A 16,240-nucleotide genomic window follows, 5' to 3' on the forward strand; every position below is an offset into this window, starting at 1 on the left:
ACACAGGATGACGCCATGCCCCGTGCACCCTCCCCCATCCCCAGTTATGACTGCGACGACGCCCGCTGGGCGGCGGTGCAAAGCCGCGATGCCCAGGCCGATGGCTGTTTTGTCTACGCAGTGCGCACTACTGGCGTGTACTGCCGCCCCAGCTCGTCGGCCCGGCTACCCAAACGCGAGAACATTGAATTTTTTGCGACCGAAGCACAAGCCCAAGCTGCCGGCTACCGACCCAGCCGCCGCGCCCTCAGTGATCGCACGGCCGCTGCTGCTGAGCGTGCGGCCATCGTTGCAAAGGCCTGCCGCCAGATCGAGTTGGCTCAAACCCCGCCAGCACTGGCCGAACTGGCCCAACAAGCGGGCATGAGTGCATTCCACTTTCACCGCATCTTTAAAGCACAAACCGGTCTGACTCCCAAAGCCTATGCCTCTGCCCAGCGTGCACAAAAACTGCGCACAGAGCTACAGGCTGACAGCAACAGTGTCACCGATGCCATCTACGGCGCAGGCTTTAACTCCAATAGCCGCTTCTACGCAACATCGCAGCAAGTGCTGGGTATGCGGGCCAGCGACTACCGCGCCGGCGGCCTGGGCGCGGTGATCCGCTTTGCTGTGGCGGCCAGTTCCTTGGGCGCCATATTGGTGGCGCAAAGCCAGTTGGGCATCTGCTCGATTGTGCTGGGCGATGACCCTGAGCGCCTGGTGCGCGATTTCCAGGACCAGTTTCCCAAAGCCGAGCTGATTGGCGGCGATGCGGATTTTGAACAGCTGATCGCCCAAGTGGTTGGCCTGATTGAAGCCCCAGGCCTGGGTTTGAATTTGCCTTTGGATGTGCGTGGCACGGCCTTTCAGCAGCGCGTCTGGCAAGCGTTGCGCGAGATCCCCCCCGGTGAGACGGCCAGCTACGCGCAGGTGGCCGAGCGCATTGGTGCGCCCAAAGCTGCACGCGCAGTGGCACAGGCCTGCGCCAGCAATTGCCTGGCAGTGGCCATTCCATGCCACCGCGTGGTGCGCAGCAATGGCGAGCTGTCTGGTTACCGCTGGGGCATTGAGCGCAAACGCGAACTGCTGCGCCGAGAAGCCGCAGCCCAACCAGCGCCAGCCACATGAAGGCTGTTAGAACGTGTTTACGATCTTAGATGACAAGACCAAGCTATTGGACTGGCAAGCCTTCTGAAGCCGATAGGATGGCGAAGGCGACTCTCTGCCGCGCGGCACCAGCGCGCCTATGCCGCGCTGGTCTGTATGGCGCAGCGGCCCGTGCACGGCAGCAATGGCCAGCTCTTCAGGTCGGAAACGCCCATTGTGGCGATGGCCACCCTGTCCTTGCCCAAACGTGTGCGCGATGTTGAGGCCGCCAAACCTGCATTCCCCCGCGCAGCCGCTTGCTACTTGGCAGCGCTGGCGAAGTAGGTACAATTTCCGCTTGCTTCTTTGTCACGGCCCAGCCTAACGTTAGGCCGTGTGCATTCCATTCAGAGCGACAGGCACTTCATGACCAGTACATCCACAGACCATGACACCACCCAAACACCTGGCATCGGCGTCATTCTGTGCAACTTGGGCACGCCCTCTGCGCCCGAGCCAGCCGCCGTCAAACGTTATTTGGCCGAGTTTTTAGGCGACCCGCGTGTGGTCGAAATTCCCGCCTTGATCTGGAAGCCGATTTTGCACGGCCTGATTTTGCCGCGCCGGCCTAAAGAATCGGCCCAAAAATACCAACAAGTCTGGCTGGAAGATGGCGGCTCACCGCTGCTCTACCACACCGAACAACAGGCGCTGCTGCTGCGCGGCTGGCTGGGTGAGGCAGGCATCCGCAATGTGCAGGTCGCAGCCGGCATGCGCTATGGTGAGCCTGGTCTCAAGAGTCTGCTCGAGCGCTGGTACCAAAGCGGTTTGCGCCGCATTCTGATCGTGCCGCTGTATCCGCAGTACTCTGCCACGACCACGGCCAGCGTCTACGATGTGGCCTACGCGTGGGCGGCGAGCAAACGCGATATCCCCGATCTGCGCATCGTCAACCAGTATGCCGAGTTTGATGGTTATATTGCCGCACTGGAAGAAACGGTGCGCAAGCACTGGAGCAGCCATGGCAGACCCGAGCAGTTGGTGGTGAGTTACCACGGCATCCCAGCGCGCAATGTGCAGCTTGGCGATCCGTACCAAAGCCAATGCCTGGCAACCTCCAAACGCCTAGCCGAGCGCTTGGGTTTGAACGAATCACAATACCGCGTGACGTTCCAATCGCGCTTTGGCAAGGCGCGCTGGCTGGAGCCCTATACGCAGCCGACACTGGAACAATTGGCTCAAAGCGGCACCAAGGTCGTCGATGTGATCTGCCCCGGCTTTCCAGCCGACTGCCTGGAAACCCTGGAAGAAATCAATATGGAGGTGCGTGAAGCCTTCCTGCACCACGGTGGCCAGGAGTTTCGCTACATCCCCTGCTTGAACGAGCAGCCACGCTGGATCAGCGCGCTGCGTGATTTGGTGCAGCAGAATCTGCGGGCTTGGGAACGCTAAAAGCCTGCTTGAAGGCGGCGCCGCTTAGAACCTGTTCAGCGGCGCAACAACACCCACTGCACAGTCGCGTTGCACAGCACCAGACCGGTGTATGCGAGCAGCGTGCCATCCTCGCCCATCATGACCAAGGCCAGCAGCAGGCTCACGCTGCCCAGCAGGCCGTTAGCCAAGACATTGATGCCCCATGCATAGCGCCACTGGCTGCGCCACAGCACCAGGCGTGTGAGCGAAACAAAGATCAGCGCCATACCCCAAGCCGGCGCGATCAGCGCAATCGCATGCAATAACAGGTTGAAAAAAGACATCCGCGCCGCCCGATGCTTTAGAGGCTGCGCAAGCCGCGCATCAAGCGCTGGGTTTGCAACTCACCGCCCAGATAATGCGCAAATGCAGCACGCAACTGGGGCTTGAGGTCGGTGCAGTGCACGCCCAAGGCCTGCATGCATTGCGCCAATGGCTGCGGGCTTTGCAAGGCCTGCTGGATGTCCAGCCATTGCTGGCCTTTGAGACTGCGCCTGCCATCACGGATTTCATGCAGCCCCACCTCGGGCAGCAAGGCATAGCGTGCGCTCGGCTCTACTGGCTGGTGCTCCAGCGTCTGGTAGGCCAGATCTGGCAGCATGCCCAATTGGCGCAGCAGCACCAATTCAAACGAGCGCAGCACAACCTCCAATGCAGCGCCTGGCGCATGGCTGAGCACATGCAAGGTCGTGTGGTAGGAATCGAATACCGCCGCGTTGGGCTCGCCACGCACCATCATGCGCATCAGCAATTCGTTCAAATACAGGCCTGCCAGCAAGGCCTCATCGCGCGGCGTCGCTGGCCCTCCTGCGCGTTCGGCACTGCGGATCGTGCCGATCTCACCGCCCTCGCTTTCGGTGTAGCTGTAGTCCACGCGCAGCATCTGCAATGGCAAGAGCAGTGCGCGAAAGTTGGATGTGGGCTTTTTAGCACCTTTGGCAATCACCACGACGCGCCCGCGCTCACGCGTGAGCAGCTCCAAAATCAGGCTGGACTCGCTGTACGGGTATTGATGCAGCACATAGGCCTGGTGCTGCGTGACGCGGCGCGCACTGCGTGCTGGCGCAGTGCTGCGCTGAGCTGTGGTGGCACTCGTTCTAGACAGCATTGAGCAGCCTTGTATCAGCGCAATACCACGACGCAGTCCATGCGTGCATCACGGCCACGACCACGACCACGACCACGACCACGACCAACACGATCACTCGTAACCATAGGCACGCAGGCGCGTGGCATCGTCTGACCAGCCCGAGCGCACTTTGACCCACAGCTCAAGAAACACTTTGGCGTCCATCAGTTTTTCCAGCTCGACGCGCGCTTCGGTACCGATGCGTTTGAGTCGGTCGCCATTCTCACCAATCACCATCGCTTTATGGCCTTCGCGCTCAACCACAATCGTGGCCGCAATGCGGATCATGCGATTGGCTGTTTTACCCGGCTCTTCGGTGAACTTGTCGATCAACACCGTTGAGGTGTAGGGCAGCTCATCGCCAGTCAAACGGAACAGCTTCTCGCGCACCATTTCAGCGGCCATGAAGCGCTCACTCTTGTCGGTCAGCTCGTCTTGGTCATACCACCATTCTTGCTCTGGCAAGTAGCCTTTGCAGACATTGAGCAAACGCGCAATATCCTTGGGGTTCTTGGCCGACATCGGTACATATTCGGCAAATTGGTGGCGCTCGGACATGTTCTTGAGCCACGGCGCCAGCTCGGAGCGGCGGTGCATGGTGTCGAGTTTGTTGGCCACCAAAATGGCGGGAATACGGCCTTCAAACAGCGACAAGACCTGCGCATCCTTGAGCGAGAAGTTACCTGCCTCAACGACAAACAAAATCAGGTCCACATCGGTGATGGAGCCGGTGACGGCCTTGTTCAGCGACTTGTTCAGCGCCGACTGGTTCTTGGTCTGAAAACCCGGCGTATCGACAAACACAAACTGGGTATCGCCTTCGGTGAGTATGCCGGTAATGCGGTGCCGCGTGGTTTGTGCTTTACGCGATGTGATGCTGACTTTTTGTCCAACCAGTGCATTCATCAAAGTGGATTTGCCCACATTGGGCCGCCCCACAATGGCAATCAAACCACAACGTTGCGCGGGCTCGTCACCAGCGGCTTGTTCGTCCGAACCAGACAATTCATCCATCACGTTTTTAAACCTTTTTTGGTCATCAATAAATTCAACAGGGCTGCCGCGGCTTCGCGCTCAGCCGCTTTACGGGAGCTGCCCTGGCCATGGGCGAGCAAATCCATTGCCGGCACACTGCAAGAGATCACAAAGGTCTGCTGGTGCTCGGCACCTCGCACTTCATCGAGTGTGTAGACCGGCAAGGCCATGCGCTTGGCTTGCAGCCATTCTTGCAAACTGGTTTTCGGGTCTTTGGCTTTGGCTTTGGCCGTCGCTGACAAATCCACGTTTTCAAACAGGCGTTTGACCAAAGTTTGCGCTGCCGCGTAGCCTTGCTCGGCATACACGACGCCAATCAAGGCCTCTACCGCGTCAGCTAAAATCGAAACGCGCTGGCTGCCCCCTGTTTTACGCTCACCTTCGCCCAAAAGCAAGAGTTTGGGCAGACCCAATTGCAAACCGATTTTGTGCAGTGACTCTTCACAGACCAAATTGGCCCGTGTGCGCGAGAGCTCGCCCTCAGTGGCTGCTGGCAGACGCTGCATCAACCAGTCTGAAATACAAAGGTTGAGGACGGCATCGCCCAAAAATTCCAGGCGTTCGTTATGCGTTGCAGAAAAACTGCGGTGCGTCAAAGCGTGCCTGAGTTGCGAGGCCCTTTGCGCAGGAAAACCCAATTGCGCGCTCAAGGCAATCAGGTCAGATTCTGAAATAAACAATGTGTTTCTTTTGTAAAAAAAGCACGCAGTGGGCCAGGCATTTGCCTCGACCGAACTGCAGCCATCTCACCAGTGCTTATTGGGAACTGGCGTCAAATTTGTAAACCAAAAAGGCCGGGCCAAACAAAGGGATTTCACGTTCGTACTGCAGCTCAACTACCACCACATCGTTGACTTTTCTCACAATCAAGTCCTGTGCCTGCAGCGGATTGTCGTACTCGTCCAAATAATCAATATTCGATTGGCGGGTAAAAATGCTGCGCACTTCTTCAACAGTAGTGCCAGTTGCCGCCTGCTTCAAGACCCGCTTGACTGACAAATACTCACTGACGATGGGCACGGACTTGACCACCACATAGCCAGCAAAAATCAGCACAACCAAGAGCAGACACACACCAATAAAAGACATGCCACGTTGGCGCTGCCATGACAATCGAGTTGTGTACTGTGCGAGTGCATTACCCATGAAACCCCCGTTCATTGCTAACCTAGCCGATGCCAATTACTGGATTTTACCAATACGCCCAAAATCTGACAGATTCATCCAGACCACGACGGCTTTGCCAACGATATTGTCTTGCGGCACAAAGCCCCAAGCGCGCGAGTCCAGTGAATTGTCGCGATTATCACCCATCACAAAATAATGGCCTTCAGGCACCGTGCAGGTTACGCCTTCAATCGTGTATTTGCAGTTTTCCTTGAATGCAAAGTTGTCACCCGAGGTGAACATCGCAGGCACTTGCTCTATATTGAGCACGTTGTAGGAGCGCCCGCCAATGGTTTCTTCAAACTGCTTGGCAATGCGCATCGAGTCCTTGTCATCAAAATCGGGCTGCGCCACCGAATTGATCGCCTGGCCATTGATGGTGAGTTTTTTGTTTTGGTAACTGACCACATCGCCAGGCAAACCGATCACGCGCTTGATGTAATCCATTTTGGGGTTTGGCGGAAAGCGAAACACCATCACATCGCCGCGCGCAGGCTTTTCACCTTCGGTCAGCTTGTTATTGAAAACCGGCATGCGCAGTCCATAGGCGAATTTGTTCACCAGGATCAGATCCCCCACCAGCAAGGTCGGAATCATGGAGCCGCTGGGGATACGAAACGGCTCATACACAAACGAGCGCAGCACGAACACCACAATGATCACTGGAAACAAACCGGCAGTCCAATCCAGCCACCAAGGCTGGCGCATGGTTTTGGCCACGACACCGGCCACATCGACTTCATCGTTTTGCAGGCCTTGCGCTTGCAGGCTTTGCTGCCTGCTCTCGAGTTGCGCAGCCAGCGCCTGTGCAGTGCGTTTGCGCTTGGGTAAGAAGTACAGCTTTTCAGCCACCCAATAAATCCCCGTGACGACGGTTGCCAGCAGCAGCAGCAATGGGAAATTGCCTTCGATTTGGCCCGTCAGCCACATGGCGATATAGGCCGCGACAGCAGCCAATAAGGCGCCAGTAATTACAGCAATAGCTTTCACAACGATCAATCCTCTACTTGCAAGATAGCCAAGAATGCTTCTTGTGGCACTTCAACAGAACCGATCTGCTTCATGCGTTTTTTACCGGCTTTTTGTTTCTCCAGCAGCTTGCGTTTGCGTGAAATATCCCCGCCATAGCATTTAGCCAACACGTTTTTGCGCAATGCCTTGACCGTTTCGCGGGCAATGATGTGCCCGCCAATCGCAGCCTGGATCGCCACATCGAACATCTGGCGGGAAATCACTTCACGCATTTTGCCGACCACGGCACGGCCTCGGTACTGCGACTGGCTGCGGTGCACGATGATGGACAAGGCATCGACGCGCTCGCTATTGAGCAAAATGTCGACTTTGACCACATCGGATGGGCGGTACTCCTTGAACTCGTAGTCCATGGACGCATAACCGCGGCTGACCGATTTGAGCTTGTCAAAGAAGTCCAGCACGATTTCTGCCAGCGGCATCTCATAAGTCAGCATGACCTGCCGGCCGTGGTAGGCCATATTGAGCTGTACACCCCGCTTTTGATTGCACAAGGTCATGACAACACCGACGTAGTCTTGCGGCAAGAAGATGTGCACGGTCACAATGGGCTCGCGGATCTCTTGCACCTTGGCCGCGTCAGGCAATTTGGATGGGTTTTCAACCTGGATCACTTCCCCATCCGCCTTGACGACTTCATACACGACGCTGGGCGCCGTCGTAATCAGGTCTTGATCGAATTCGCGCTCCAGGCGCTCCTGCACAATTTCCATGTGCAGCAGCCCCAAAAAGCCGCAGCGAAAACCAAAACCCAAGGCTTGAGAAACTTCGGGCTCAAACTGCAAGGCTGCATCGTTGAGCTGCAGTTTCTCCATCGCGTCACGCAACGCGTCGTACTCGCTGGCCTCAGTCGGGTACAAGCCAGCAAACACCTGCGGTTGAATTTCTTTAAAACCCGGCAGCGCTGATTCAGCTGGGCCCAAATTATTCGGCAGCTTTTTCTCCAAAGTAATGGTGTCACCCACTTTGGCAACCTTCAGCTCTTTGATGCCGGCAATGATGAAGCCGACCTCGCCTGCATACAAGACCTCGCGTGAGGTCGAAGCAGGGGTAAACACCCCGAGGCTGCCGGCTTCGTAGGCGGCCCCAGAGGCCATCATGCGAATGCGCTCGCCTTTCTTCAGTTGGCCATCAACCACGCGCACCAGCATCACGACACCGACATAAGGGTCAAACCAGCTGTCAATGATCATTGCGCGCAGCGGCGCGTCTGGATTGCCTTGAGGGGCTGGCACTTTGGCCACGATCAACTCCAACACGTCTTCAATGCCCATGCCGGTCTTGGCCGAGATGGCAATCGCGTCCATCGCATCGATGCCAATCACATCCTCAATTTCTGCTTTGGCCTGGTCTGGATCGGCCTGAGGCAAATCCATTTTATTGAGCACAGGCAACACTTCCACGCCCAAATCGAGCGCGGTGTAGCAGTTGGCCACGGTTTGCGCTTCCACGCCCTGTGACGCATCAACCACCAATAGCGCGCCTTCGCAAGCCGATAGCGAGCGGGAAACTTCGTAGGAAAAGTCCACGTGGCCAGGCGTATCAATCAAATTGAGGTTGTAGACCTTGCCGTCTTTGGCTTTGTATTGCAGGGCTGCGGTTTGTGCCTTGATGGTAATGCCGCGCTCTTTCTCGATCTCCATCGAGTCGAGCACCTGTGCAGACATTTCACGTTTGCTCAAACCACCGCTGTACTCAATCAGTCGATCTGCAAGCGTGGATTTGCCATGGTCAATATGGGCAATGATGGAGAAATTGCGAATGTGGTTCATGTAAACAGTACAAGGGATGGTCTGCACACACAAGCAGCCGCAGCGGCGGCGGCTCCATGGGACAAAACCATCAAACTAGGGGTGATCAGTGGGGCGATCAGGGCATTGCATGGTCAAGTACAGCATTACCCATCGAACGAAGCCGTGATAACCGGTGAGATTCTATCGTTTTGCGCTCAACTTGAAACAATCCACTTGCTATTTAGCAGGTGTTTGCTGTGACTCTGCTTGCCCGGCCCATCTCTGGGCCAGGATTGACCTGCAAGCACCAGCGCGATTGGCACTCAATCTGGCAAAAACCGCTGCACGCGCTGCACGGCCCTGACACGGCGCAAATTGCGCAGCAATTGCTCCAGGTGGTCCTGATTGCGCACAGAGACGGTCATGCGAATCTCGATCGTTTCAAGGCGCCCTTCTTCGAGCATGTCAATGCGCAAGATATTGACCTCAGATTGGGCAATGACCCTGGTTGCTTCGGCCAAGGCCCCTTTGGAGTTGCGCAGATTCAAGGAAAGACAGGCCTCAAAATCGCCGACCGGCTCATCGGACCATTCAACCGGCATCGCAGTTGAGGTGTCTTTGCTCAAACGACGCGCCGCTACCGGGCACTCCTGGCGGTGCACTTCCAGGCCCTTGCCACTGATGAGCAAGCCCACCAAGGCATCACCAGGAACGGGGCGACAGCAGGTGGCATACCGCACCGGCGCACCATCGACCCCACCGACGGCCAATACCACCTCAGCCCCACCACTGGTCTTCAAGCGCTCCTTGGACAATACCAATGCATCAGGCTTGAAGCCTATGGACTGCAACAATTGTCCAATTTGCGAGACCAGCTCACTGGCAATCATGCGACCCAAACCAATTTCCTGCAAAATCTCTTCGCGCGAGCGGCCCTGGTTGAGCACTGCCAATTGCTGCCAGACTGTCTGCGCAAGCTCAGTCGCCTCGGGGACATTGTCATAGCCTGCCACACGCATGGCTTGGTTGAGCAATCGCAGGCCCAATCCGGCGGTCTCTTCCTGGTCTGCATGCTTGAGCTGGTTGCGAATGCGCGAGCGCGCACGGCCCGTTTTGACAAACTCCAGCCAACCTGGATGGGGCCTGGCCTCATCCGAGGTGAATATTTCAATCGTATCGCCGTTTTTCAAAATGGTACGCAGCGACACCACATTGCCATTGACTTGAGCCGCTGCAATATGGTCGCCCACGTTGCTGTGAATGGCATAGGCAAAATCCACGACAGTGGCACCTATCGGCAAGGTGACAATTTGGTTTTTGGGGGTGAACACATACACCGACTCCGGATGCAGGTCGACCTTGACATCGTTGAGGAAGTCAGCAGCCTCGTCAGAGGAGTGCTCAATCTCCAGCATCGACTCAAGCCAACGGCCATTGAGGCTGTCTGCCAGCATCCGATCCAAACCTTTGGACTGGTAAAGCCAATGCGCAGCAATGCCGGTCTCGGCCACCACATGCATCATCTCTGTGCGCAGCTCAACCTCCACCTCAACCGAAGAGGGTCCTAGCAAGGCCGTATGCAAGGACTGGTAGCCATTGGGCTTTGGACTGGCAATATAGTCCTTGAAGTAGCCAGGCACAGGCCGGTAGGTTTGGTGCACCACACCCAGGCCTGTATAACAATCGATGGCGCTTTCGCACAAAACCTGGATGCCAAAAATATCGCTGACCTTCGCAAAACTCAGGCCCTTGGCGGTCATTTGCAGGTAGACCTTGTAGAGTGCTTGTTCACGCTCCAGCAAGCGCACCTTCAGTTGGCGCTGCGCAAACGCCTTCTCCAGCTCGGCCGCAATGCGCTCGGCCATGCCACGCCTGCGCGACTTGACCTTCTCAACCGCTTTGGACAAGGTCTGGTAGCGCCAAGGGTGCAAATGCTTGAACGACAACTCTTGCAGCTCTCGATAGGTCGCATTCAGCCCCAAGCGGTTCGAGATAGGGGCGTAAATCTCCAGGGTTTCCCTTGAAATACGCCCCCATTTGCTCCGCGGCGCCACAGACAGCGTGCGCATATTGTGGGTGCGATCAGCCAGCTTGATCAGAATCACGCGCACATCCTTGGCCATGGCCAAGAGCATTTTGCGAAAGGATTGCGCCTGGTTTTCTTCTCTGGAGTGGAACTCCAGTTTGTCGAGCTTGGTCAGGCCATCGACCAGCTCAGCAACATCATTGCCAAACAACACCTCAATGTCATGTTTGGTGACACCACAGTCTTCCATGGCGTCGTGCATCAAGGCCGCCATTAAGGCAATGGCATCCAAATGCCATTGCGAGCACAAGGCCGCAACAGCAATTGGATGCGTAATATAGGGCTCACCGCTATTGCGGTACTGGCCTGTATGCGCGCGCTCAGCAAAGTGAAAGGCCTCGAGCACGCGCTGCTGGTCGGACTCGCTCAGGTACTCAATCATGCGCGCAAAGTCTGCATACGCTTGATCGACCAACTGCCGGTGTTCAGGCGTGAGCGCATCGGACTCTTGCTGCTTTAAAAAAGCAGCAGTCTGCGGTGTGGGGGATGGGCTTGTTAAACCTGCCAATTTCATTGTGACAATGTATCAAAAGCAGCGAACATACGCACGGTCTGTTGGGAAAAAACAAAACACCCCAAAGGGGTGCTTTGTTTCATCTATCGTTTGACTGCCAAAGCGGGCCCAAAAGCCCACATGCAGGGCCCGCAGCAACCGTCCAAATTAGACCGGCACTTTACGCAGCATTTCAATGCCTGTCTTGCCATCGGCAATTTCACGCAAAGCAGTCACAGCGGCTTTGTTGCTGGTTTCAATTTTGGGCGTATGGCCTTGGTTGATCATGCGGGCGCGATAAGTGGCTGCCAGCACCAGCTGAAAACGATTGGGGATATTTTGAAGACTGTCTTCAGCGGTAATACGTGCCATAACTTCTTTCTCAATGATTGATACAGAGCGGCGCAGCGCCAGCCAAAAAAAATCGCCCACCTCAACGACACGCCAAATCAACCAGCCTAGCCCTTGGCCACGATGCCCAATGCGTTAAAGACATCGGCCCTGGCTCTTTGCTGTGCTGGATAACGCAGGCGTTGCGAGTGAACGACACTTTTCAGATCGAAAACAGCGCGCTCAAAAACCTCGTTGATTATAACGTAGTCGAAGTTTTCTGCCTGTGCCATTTCGATACAGGCATTGCGCATTCTCAAATCGATCACATCGAGCTTGTCTTCCCCACGACGCTCCAAGCGTGCGCGCAACTCTTCCAAGCTAGGTGGCAAAATGAAGATCAGCACGGCATTGGCAAAAATCTTCTTGACCTGCATCGCGCCTTGAAAATCAATTTCAAGCACCACATCGGCACCCTGGGCAATGCGGTCTTCGACGGCTTTCTTGGCCGTGCCATAGCGATTGCCATGCACATTGGCCCATTCGATGAAAGCATCGTTGGCAACCATGGCATCGAATTCATCGCTGGAGATGAAAAAATATTCGCGCCCGTGCTTTTCCTGTCCACGTGGCCCGCGGGTCGTATGCGAGACCGTTGGGTGCACACGCGTATCCAACTCCAGCAAGGCCTTGACCAAACTGGACTTGCCCGCACCACTTGGCGCTGCAACGACAAACAAACTGCCTGGATAATGGTCTTGCAAACTAGGCTCTGGCTGCGCCACAGCGGCCTGGTGGCTCAATGAATCGTTTGTTGTATGACTCGACATGTCAAATCTCTCTTACTCAATATTTTGAACCTGTTCACGCATTTGCTCGACGAGCACTTTCATTTCCATGCTGATGCGGCTGAGCTCCAAAGAGGCCGATTTGCTGCCCAGCGTATTGGCCTCGCGGTGCAGCTCTTGGATCAGGAAGTCCAAACGCTTGCCAATTGCGCCCCCCTTTTTGAGCAAGCTGGTGATTTCATCCAAATGGGCCTGCAAGCGCGCGAGTTCTTCAGCCACATCAATGCGAATCGCATAAGCGGTCAATTCGGCAATCGCACGCTGCTCCATCGCTTGCAGGTCCAGTGAAACCGTGTCCTTGGAGGATGCGAGCATCTCGCTCCAGCGCTCCATGAACTTGGCCTTATGCTGCTCGACTGCCGCAGGAATCAACGGGCCAGCCTTGTGAACTGCGTCACGCAAAGCCTCTATCTTGTCATCCAAAACCGCCTTGAGTCGCGCCCCTTCTGTCGCACGTGCAGCCTTGAGCTGCGCAATGCACTGCCCAAACGCCTTGGCCGCCGCGTCACTCCACTCGATCGCATCCTCTGCGCCATCGGAGCCCTTCATGCGGGCCTGCAATTCAATCACTTCAGCCACCGACAAGGCTCGCGCTTGCGGCATCCAGGCCAAAACCATCTCTTGCTGATTGAGCAGATGCTGAATTGCAGCAGAATCAACCACCGAACCGGCTATCGGCCTGGATTGACGCACAAACACACGCACCTCGATTTTGCCGCGACTGAGCTCATCCACCAGCATTTGGCGAAACTGCGACTCCACGGACTTCAAGGCTTCGGGCAGCTTGAAAACGAGGTCCAAGAAACGGCTATTAACACTTCTGATCTCGAATCCCAGCGTGAGCTGCTCGGCATTGTCTTGTGGCTCGACTTGCCCAGAAGCAAAGCCAGTCATACTGTAAACTGCCATAAATGACGAAATCCTTCTCGCAGGCCATCTTCAAACATTCTTGAATTTGGCTTAAATAGCGCTATTATCGCCTGTGCAAGCTGCCTAATAATCATCTAATTGACATTTAGCAATGTCCCAGCCTCAAGCGAACAGCGCGAACACGCCCCCCAAACCCAAGCCCACTCCGCTGCCACCCAACACCAAGGTGGGCGAATACCGCTTGCTGCATCGCATCTCTTCTGGTGGCTTCGGTGTCGTTTATTTTGCCGTCAGCCCCACTGGCCATCCTGTGGCCATTAAAGAATACCTACCAGGGTCCCTGGTCACCCGCGCGCCTGGTGAGCTGGTTCCTCAGGTGGCACCAGAAAAAATGTCCCTCTACCGCCTGGGGCTGAAAAGCTTCTTTGAAGAAGGCCGCTCACTGGCGCAAATTTCGCACGACTCCGTAGTGGGGGTATTGAATTTTTTTCGCGAGAACGAGACCGTCTACATGGTCATGAACCACCTGGAAGGCTCGACCTTGCAAGAGTTCATTGTGACAGCACGCAACCCCGATAGCCGCAAGGTATTTCGAGAATCCACGATACGTTCACTATTTGATGAAATTTTGCGGGGTTTACGCATCGTTCACCAACACAAGATGCTGCATCTGGACATCAAGCCGGCCAATATTTTCGTCACCGATGACGACAAGGCCGTCCTGATTGATTTTGGCGCTGCGCGTGAAGTTTTGTCCAAAGAGGGCAATTTTGTCCGGCCCATGTATACGCCAGGCTTTGCCGCCCCCGAAATGTACAAGCGCGATGGCGCTCTGGGTCCGTGGACAGACATCTACGCGATTGGCGCCTGCATTTATGCCTGCATGCTGGGCGTGCCCCCCAATGATGTACCACAGCGCACCGAAAAAGACCGCTTGTCGCTGTCACTGAGCCGCATCCGCAACATCTACTCTGACAACCTGATTCAGGTCGTCGAGTGGTGCATGGCGCTCGACCCTCTGGCGCGTCCGCAATCGGTGTTCTCGCTGCAAAAAGAACTCGCACATGAGTCCGAATTACGCTATTCGAAAATGAGCATGGCAGAAAAAATGCGCATGCAAATCAGCACCCTAGTTAGCGGCAACAAAAAAGACGCCAAATAACTCAGCACTTGCCTTTGGCAATTGCGCTCTAATACCTTTGTACAAGCTTCATGAAATTTTCCGTCTTTCAAACCAGTCACCAAGGTGGTCGTCAAAAAAATGAAGACCGCATGGGCTACTGTTTTACGCAAGAGTCCGCGTTATTTGTTCTTGCTGACGGCATGGGCGGCCACCCAGAAGGCGAGATTGCGGCAGAAATTGCACTGCAAACCATGGCCACGCTGTTCAAGAAACAAGCCCAGCCCACCCTTGAGAATGTTGGGCATTTTCTCGAATCCAGCCTGCTGACTGCACACCGACAAATTCTGCGCTATGCGATTGACAAGGCCATGCCCGATTCACCGCGCACCACGCTTGTGGCCGCAGTCATCCAAAACGGCTATATCCAATGGATTCATTGTGGCGACTCGCGCCTGTATATTGCACGCGCATCCACTCTGGTGCTGCGCACCCGTGACCACTCGTACTCGGAGTTGCGCGACTCGATTCTGACCAAAGTCGGCGAGATGAACCGCAATGTGCTGTTCACCTGTCTGGGCTCCCCCACCCGACCGATTTACGATCTCAGCGCCAGCACTGCATTGAGCCTGGGCGACCGTGTGCTGCTGTGCTCGGACGGGCTGTGGGGTCCGCTGCGTGAAGAGGACATTGTGACCCGCCTGGTCAGTGGCCCAGTGGACCACGCCGGTCCAATCCTCGTGGATTATGCCTACGCCGCAGCTGGCAAGCACAGTGACAACATCACGCTGATTGCCGCACATTGGGAAGAAGAGGCGCAGATAACGATTCCGGCAGAAGAGTACTATGCCTACGATGAGGATTTCACCTCCACCATCACCGGCGATTTACTGGACGACTCGGCCATCGAGCAAAGCCTCGATGACATCAACCAAGCATTGAGCAAAAGCAAGCCGGGCAACACACCATAAGCTGCACGGCAAGCACGCACATTGCAAAGCTGGCTCCAGACAGCGCAACCGCATGGCCTTCGAGCTGGCGTTGGCAATTGGTCCACGCCAAGCCCTCTCTCTCACCTATTGATTTTCAGATACCTGCATGACGACTCCAAGCACACCATTCACACGTCCACAAGGGCGCTCTGCGCAATCGCTCAGAGCCGTAGAGATCATCAGAAACTACACGATCCACGCTGAAGGCTCGGTACTGATCAGTTTTGGCAATACACGTGTACTCTGCACCGCCTCGGTCGAAGAAAAAGTCCCGCCGCACAAAAAAGGTTCAGGCGAGGGCTGGGTGACGGCTGAATACGGCATGCTGCCACGCGCCACCCACACGCGTGGCGCGCGCGAGGCAGCCAAAGGCAAACAGACTGGCCGAACACAGGAAATCCAAAGGCTGATTGGCCGTTCACTGCGCTCGGTGTTTGATCTAAAACTGCTGGGCGAGCATACGATTCACCTGGACTGCGATGTGCTGCAAGCTGATGGAGGCACGCGCACAGCGGCCATCACCGGCGCCTACATTGCAGCCCACGACGCGGTCACTTGGCTGCTCAAGAACAAGCGCATCAGCCAATCACCCATCCGCGAAGCCGTGGCAGCGATCTCTGTCGGCATGCTGGATGGCCAGGCACTGCTGGATCTGGAATATGTCGAGGACTCTGCCTGTGACACCGACATGAATGTGGTCATGACCGCCAGTGGCCATTTCGTCGAAGTTCAAGGCACAGCCGAAGGCCAGGCATTCTCGCGCCAGGAAATGGACACCATGCTGGACTTGGCCAGCGCTGGCATAGCCAAGCTGATTGACTTGCAAACGCAAGCCCTGGCAAGCTGATCTCCCCCAACCCGGCC

At 55.9% G+C, this 16,240-nt stretch carries 16 protein-coding genes; 5 read left to right on the forward strand and 11 right to left on the reverse strand.

The features are described 5' to 3' along the window. Window positions 1-15: 15 nt before the first annotated feature. Both ada and hemH read left to right on the forward strand, forming a co-directional pair. Window positions 16-1,110 (forward strand): bifunctional DNA-binding transcriptional regulator/O6-methylguanine-DNA methyltransferase Ada, encoded by a 1,095-nt coding sequence (ada, locus tag E8K88_RS00865; RefSeq protein WP_136404743.1) that lies wholly within the window; start codon window positions 16-18, stop codon window positions 1,108-1,110. Between the two features lie 384 nt (window positions 1,111-1,494). Beyond that, the gene (gene hemH, locus E8K88_RS00870; protein WP_136404744.1) at window positions 1,495-2,520 is read left to right on the forward strand and encodes a ferrochelatase; all 1,026 of its coding nucleotides are present in this window, start codon (window positions 1,495-1,497) and stop codon (window positions 2,518-2,520) included. 35 nt (window positions 2,521-2,555) lie between these two features. Here hemH and E8K88_RS00875 read toward each other — a convergent pair whose 3' ends face one another. From E8K88_RS00875 to E8K88_RS00925, 11 genes are all read right to left on the reverse strand, one after another. Next, entirely contained in the window at window positions 2,556-2,825 is a 270-nt protein-coding gene (locus tag E8K88_RS00875; RefSeq protein WP_136404745.1) for a hypothetical protein, read from the reverse strand. 17 nt (window positions 2,826-2,842) lie between these two features. After that, the gene (recO, locus tag E8K88_RS00880; RefSeq protein ID WP_136404746.1) at window positions 2,843-3,649 is read right to left on the reverse strand and encodes a DNA repair protein RecO; all 807 of its coding nucleotides are present in this window, start codon (window positions 3,647-3,649) and stop codon (window positions 2,843-2,845) included. A 93-nt stretch (window positions 3,650-3,742) separates the two neighbouring features. After that, entirely contained in the window at window positions 3,743-4,684 is a 942-nt protein-coding gene (gene era / locus E8K88_RS00885; RefSeq protein WP_136404747.1) for a GTPase Era, read from the reverse strand. Next, the gene (gene rnc, locus E8K88_RS00890) at window positions 4,684-5,379 is read right to left on the reverse strand and encodes a ribonuclease III (RefSeq protein WP_420813549.1); all 696 of its coding nucleotides are present in this window, start codon (window positions 5,377-5,379) and stop codon (window positions 4,684-4,686) included. Before rnc ends, era begins: the two co-directional genes overlap by 1 nt. Window positions 5,380-5,461: 82 nt before the next feature. After that, window positions 5,462-5,851, reverse strand: a complete 390-nt coding sequence (locus E8K88_RS00895) for a DUF4845 domain-containing protein (RefSeq protein ID WP_168797209.1) — start codon at window positions 5,849-5,851, stop codon at window positions 5,462-5,464. A gap of 36 nt (window positions 5,852-5,887) precedes the next feature. Then, window positions 5,888-6,862: a signal peptidase I gene (gene lepB, locus E8K88_RS00900; protein ID WP_136404749.1), complete on the reverse strand. Its 975-nt coding sequence runs from the start codon at window positions 6,860-6,862 to the stop codon at window positions 5,888-5,890. Between the two features lie 5 nt (window positions 6,863-6,867). Beyond that, complete coding sequence (gene lepA / locus E8K88_RS00905; RefSeq protein WP_136404750.1) at window positions 6,868-8,676, reverse strand: translation elongation factor 4; 1,809 nt, start codon at window positions 8,674-8,676, stop codon at window positions 6,868-6,870. 284 nt (window positions 8,677-8,960) lie between these two features. Then, on the reverse strand, window positions 8,961-11,237 hold the full coding sequence (locus E8K88_RS00910) for a RelA/SpoT family protein (RefSeq protein ID WP_240754247.1): 2,277 nt from the start codon (window positions 11,235-11,237) through the stop codon (window positions 8,961-8,963). A 147-nt stretch (window positions 11,238-11,384) separates the two neighbouring features. Further along, window positions 11,385-11,588, reverse strand: a complete 204-nt coding sequence (gene rpoZ, locus E8K88_RS00915) for a DNA-directed RNA polymerase subunit omega (protein ID WP_136404751.1) — start codon at window positions 11,586-11,588, stop codon at window positions 11,385-11,387. A gap of 86 nt (window positions 11,589-11,674) precedes the next feature. Beyond that, window positions 11,675-12,376: a guanylate kinase gene (gmk, locus tag E8K88_RS00920; protein ID WP_136404752.1), complete on the reverse strand. Its 702-nt coding sequence runs from the start codon at window positions 12,374-12,376 to the stop codon at window positions 11,675-11,677. A 12-nt stretch (window positions 12,377-12,388) separates the two neighbouring features. Then, window positions 12,389-13,303, reverse strand: coding sequence for a YicC/YloC family endoribonuclease (locus E8K88_RS00925; protein ID WP_136404753.1), 915 nt, complete (start codon window positions 13,301-13,303; stop codon window positions 12,389-12,391). A gap of 112 nt (window positions 13,304-13,415) precedes the next feature. Here E8K88_RS00925 and E8K88_RS00930 point away from each other — a divergent pair, with 112 nt between their 5' ends. The 3 genes from E8K88_RS00930 to rph all read left to right on the forward strand — a co-directional run bounded on the left by E8K88_RS00930 (window position 13,416) and on the right by rph (window position 16,223). Beyond that, window positions 13,416-14,426 (forward strand): serine/threonine protein kinase, encoded by a 1,011-nt coding sequence (locus E8K88_RS00930; protein ID WP_136404754.1) that lies wholly within the window; start codon window positions 13,416-13,418, stop codon window positions 14,424-14,426. A 50-nt stretch (window positions 14,427-14,476) separates the two neighbouring features. After that, window positions 14,477-15,355, forward strand: a complete 879-nt coding sequence (locus tag E8K88_RS00935; RefSeq protein WP_136404755.1) for a PP2C family protein-serine/threonine phosphatase — start codon at window positions 14,477-14,479, stop codon at window positions 15,353-15,355. Window positions 15,356-15,482: 127 nt separating this feature from the next. Beyond that, window positions 15,483-16,223 carry a ribonuclease PH gene (rph, locus tag E8K88_RS00940; protein WP_136404756.1) on the forward strand — a complete coding sequence of 247 codons (741 nt, stop codon included), beginning with the start codon at window positions 15,483-15,485 and terminating at the stop codon, window positions 16,221-16,223. The last annotated feature ends 17 nt before the right edge of the window (window positions 16,224-16,240 follow it).

It is taken from the genome of Lampropedia aestuarii, from assembly GCF_004803635.1.
Classification (GTDB): Bacteria; Pseudomonadota; Gammaproteobacteria; order Burkholderiales; family Burkholderiaceae_C; genus Lampropedia; species Lampropedia aestuarii.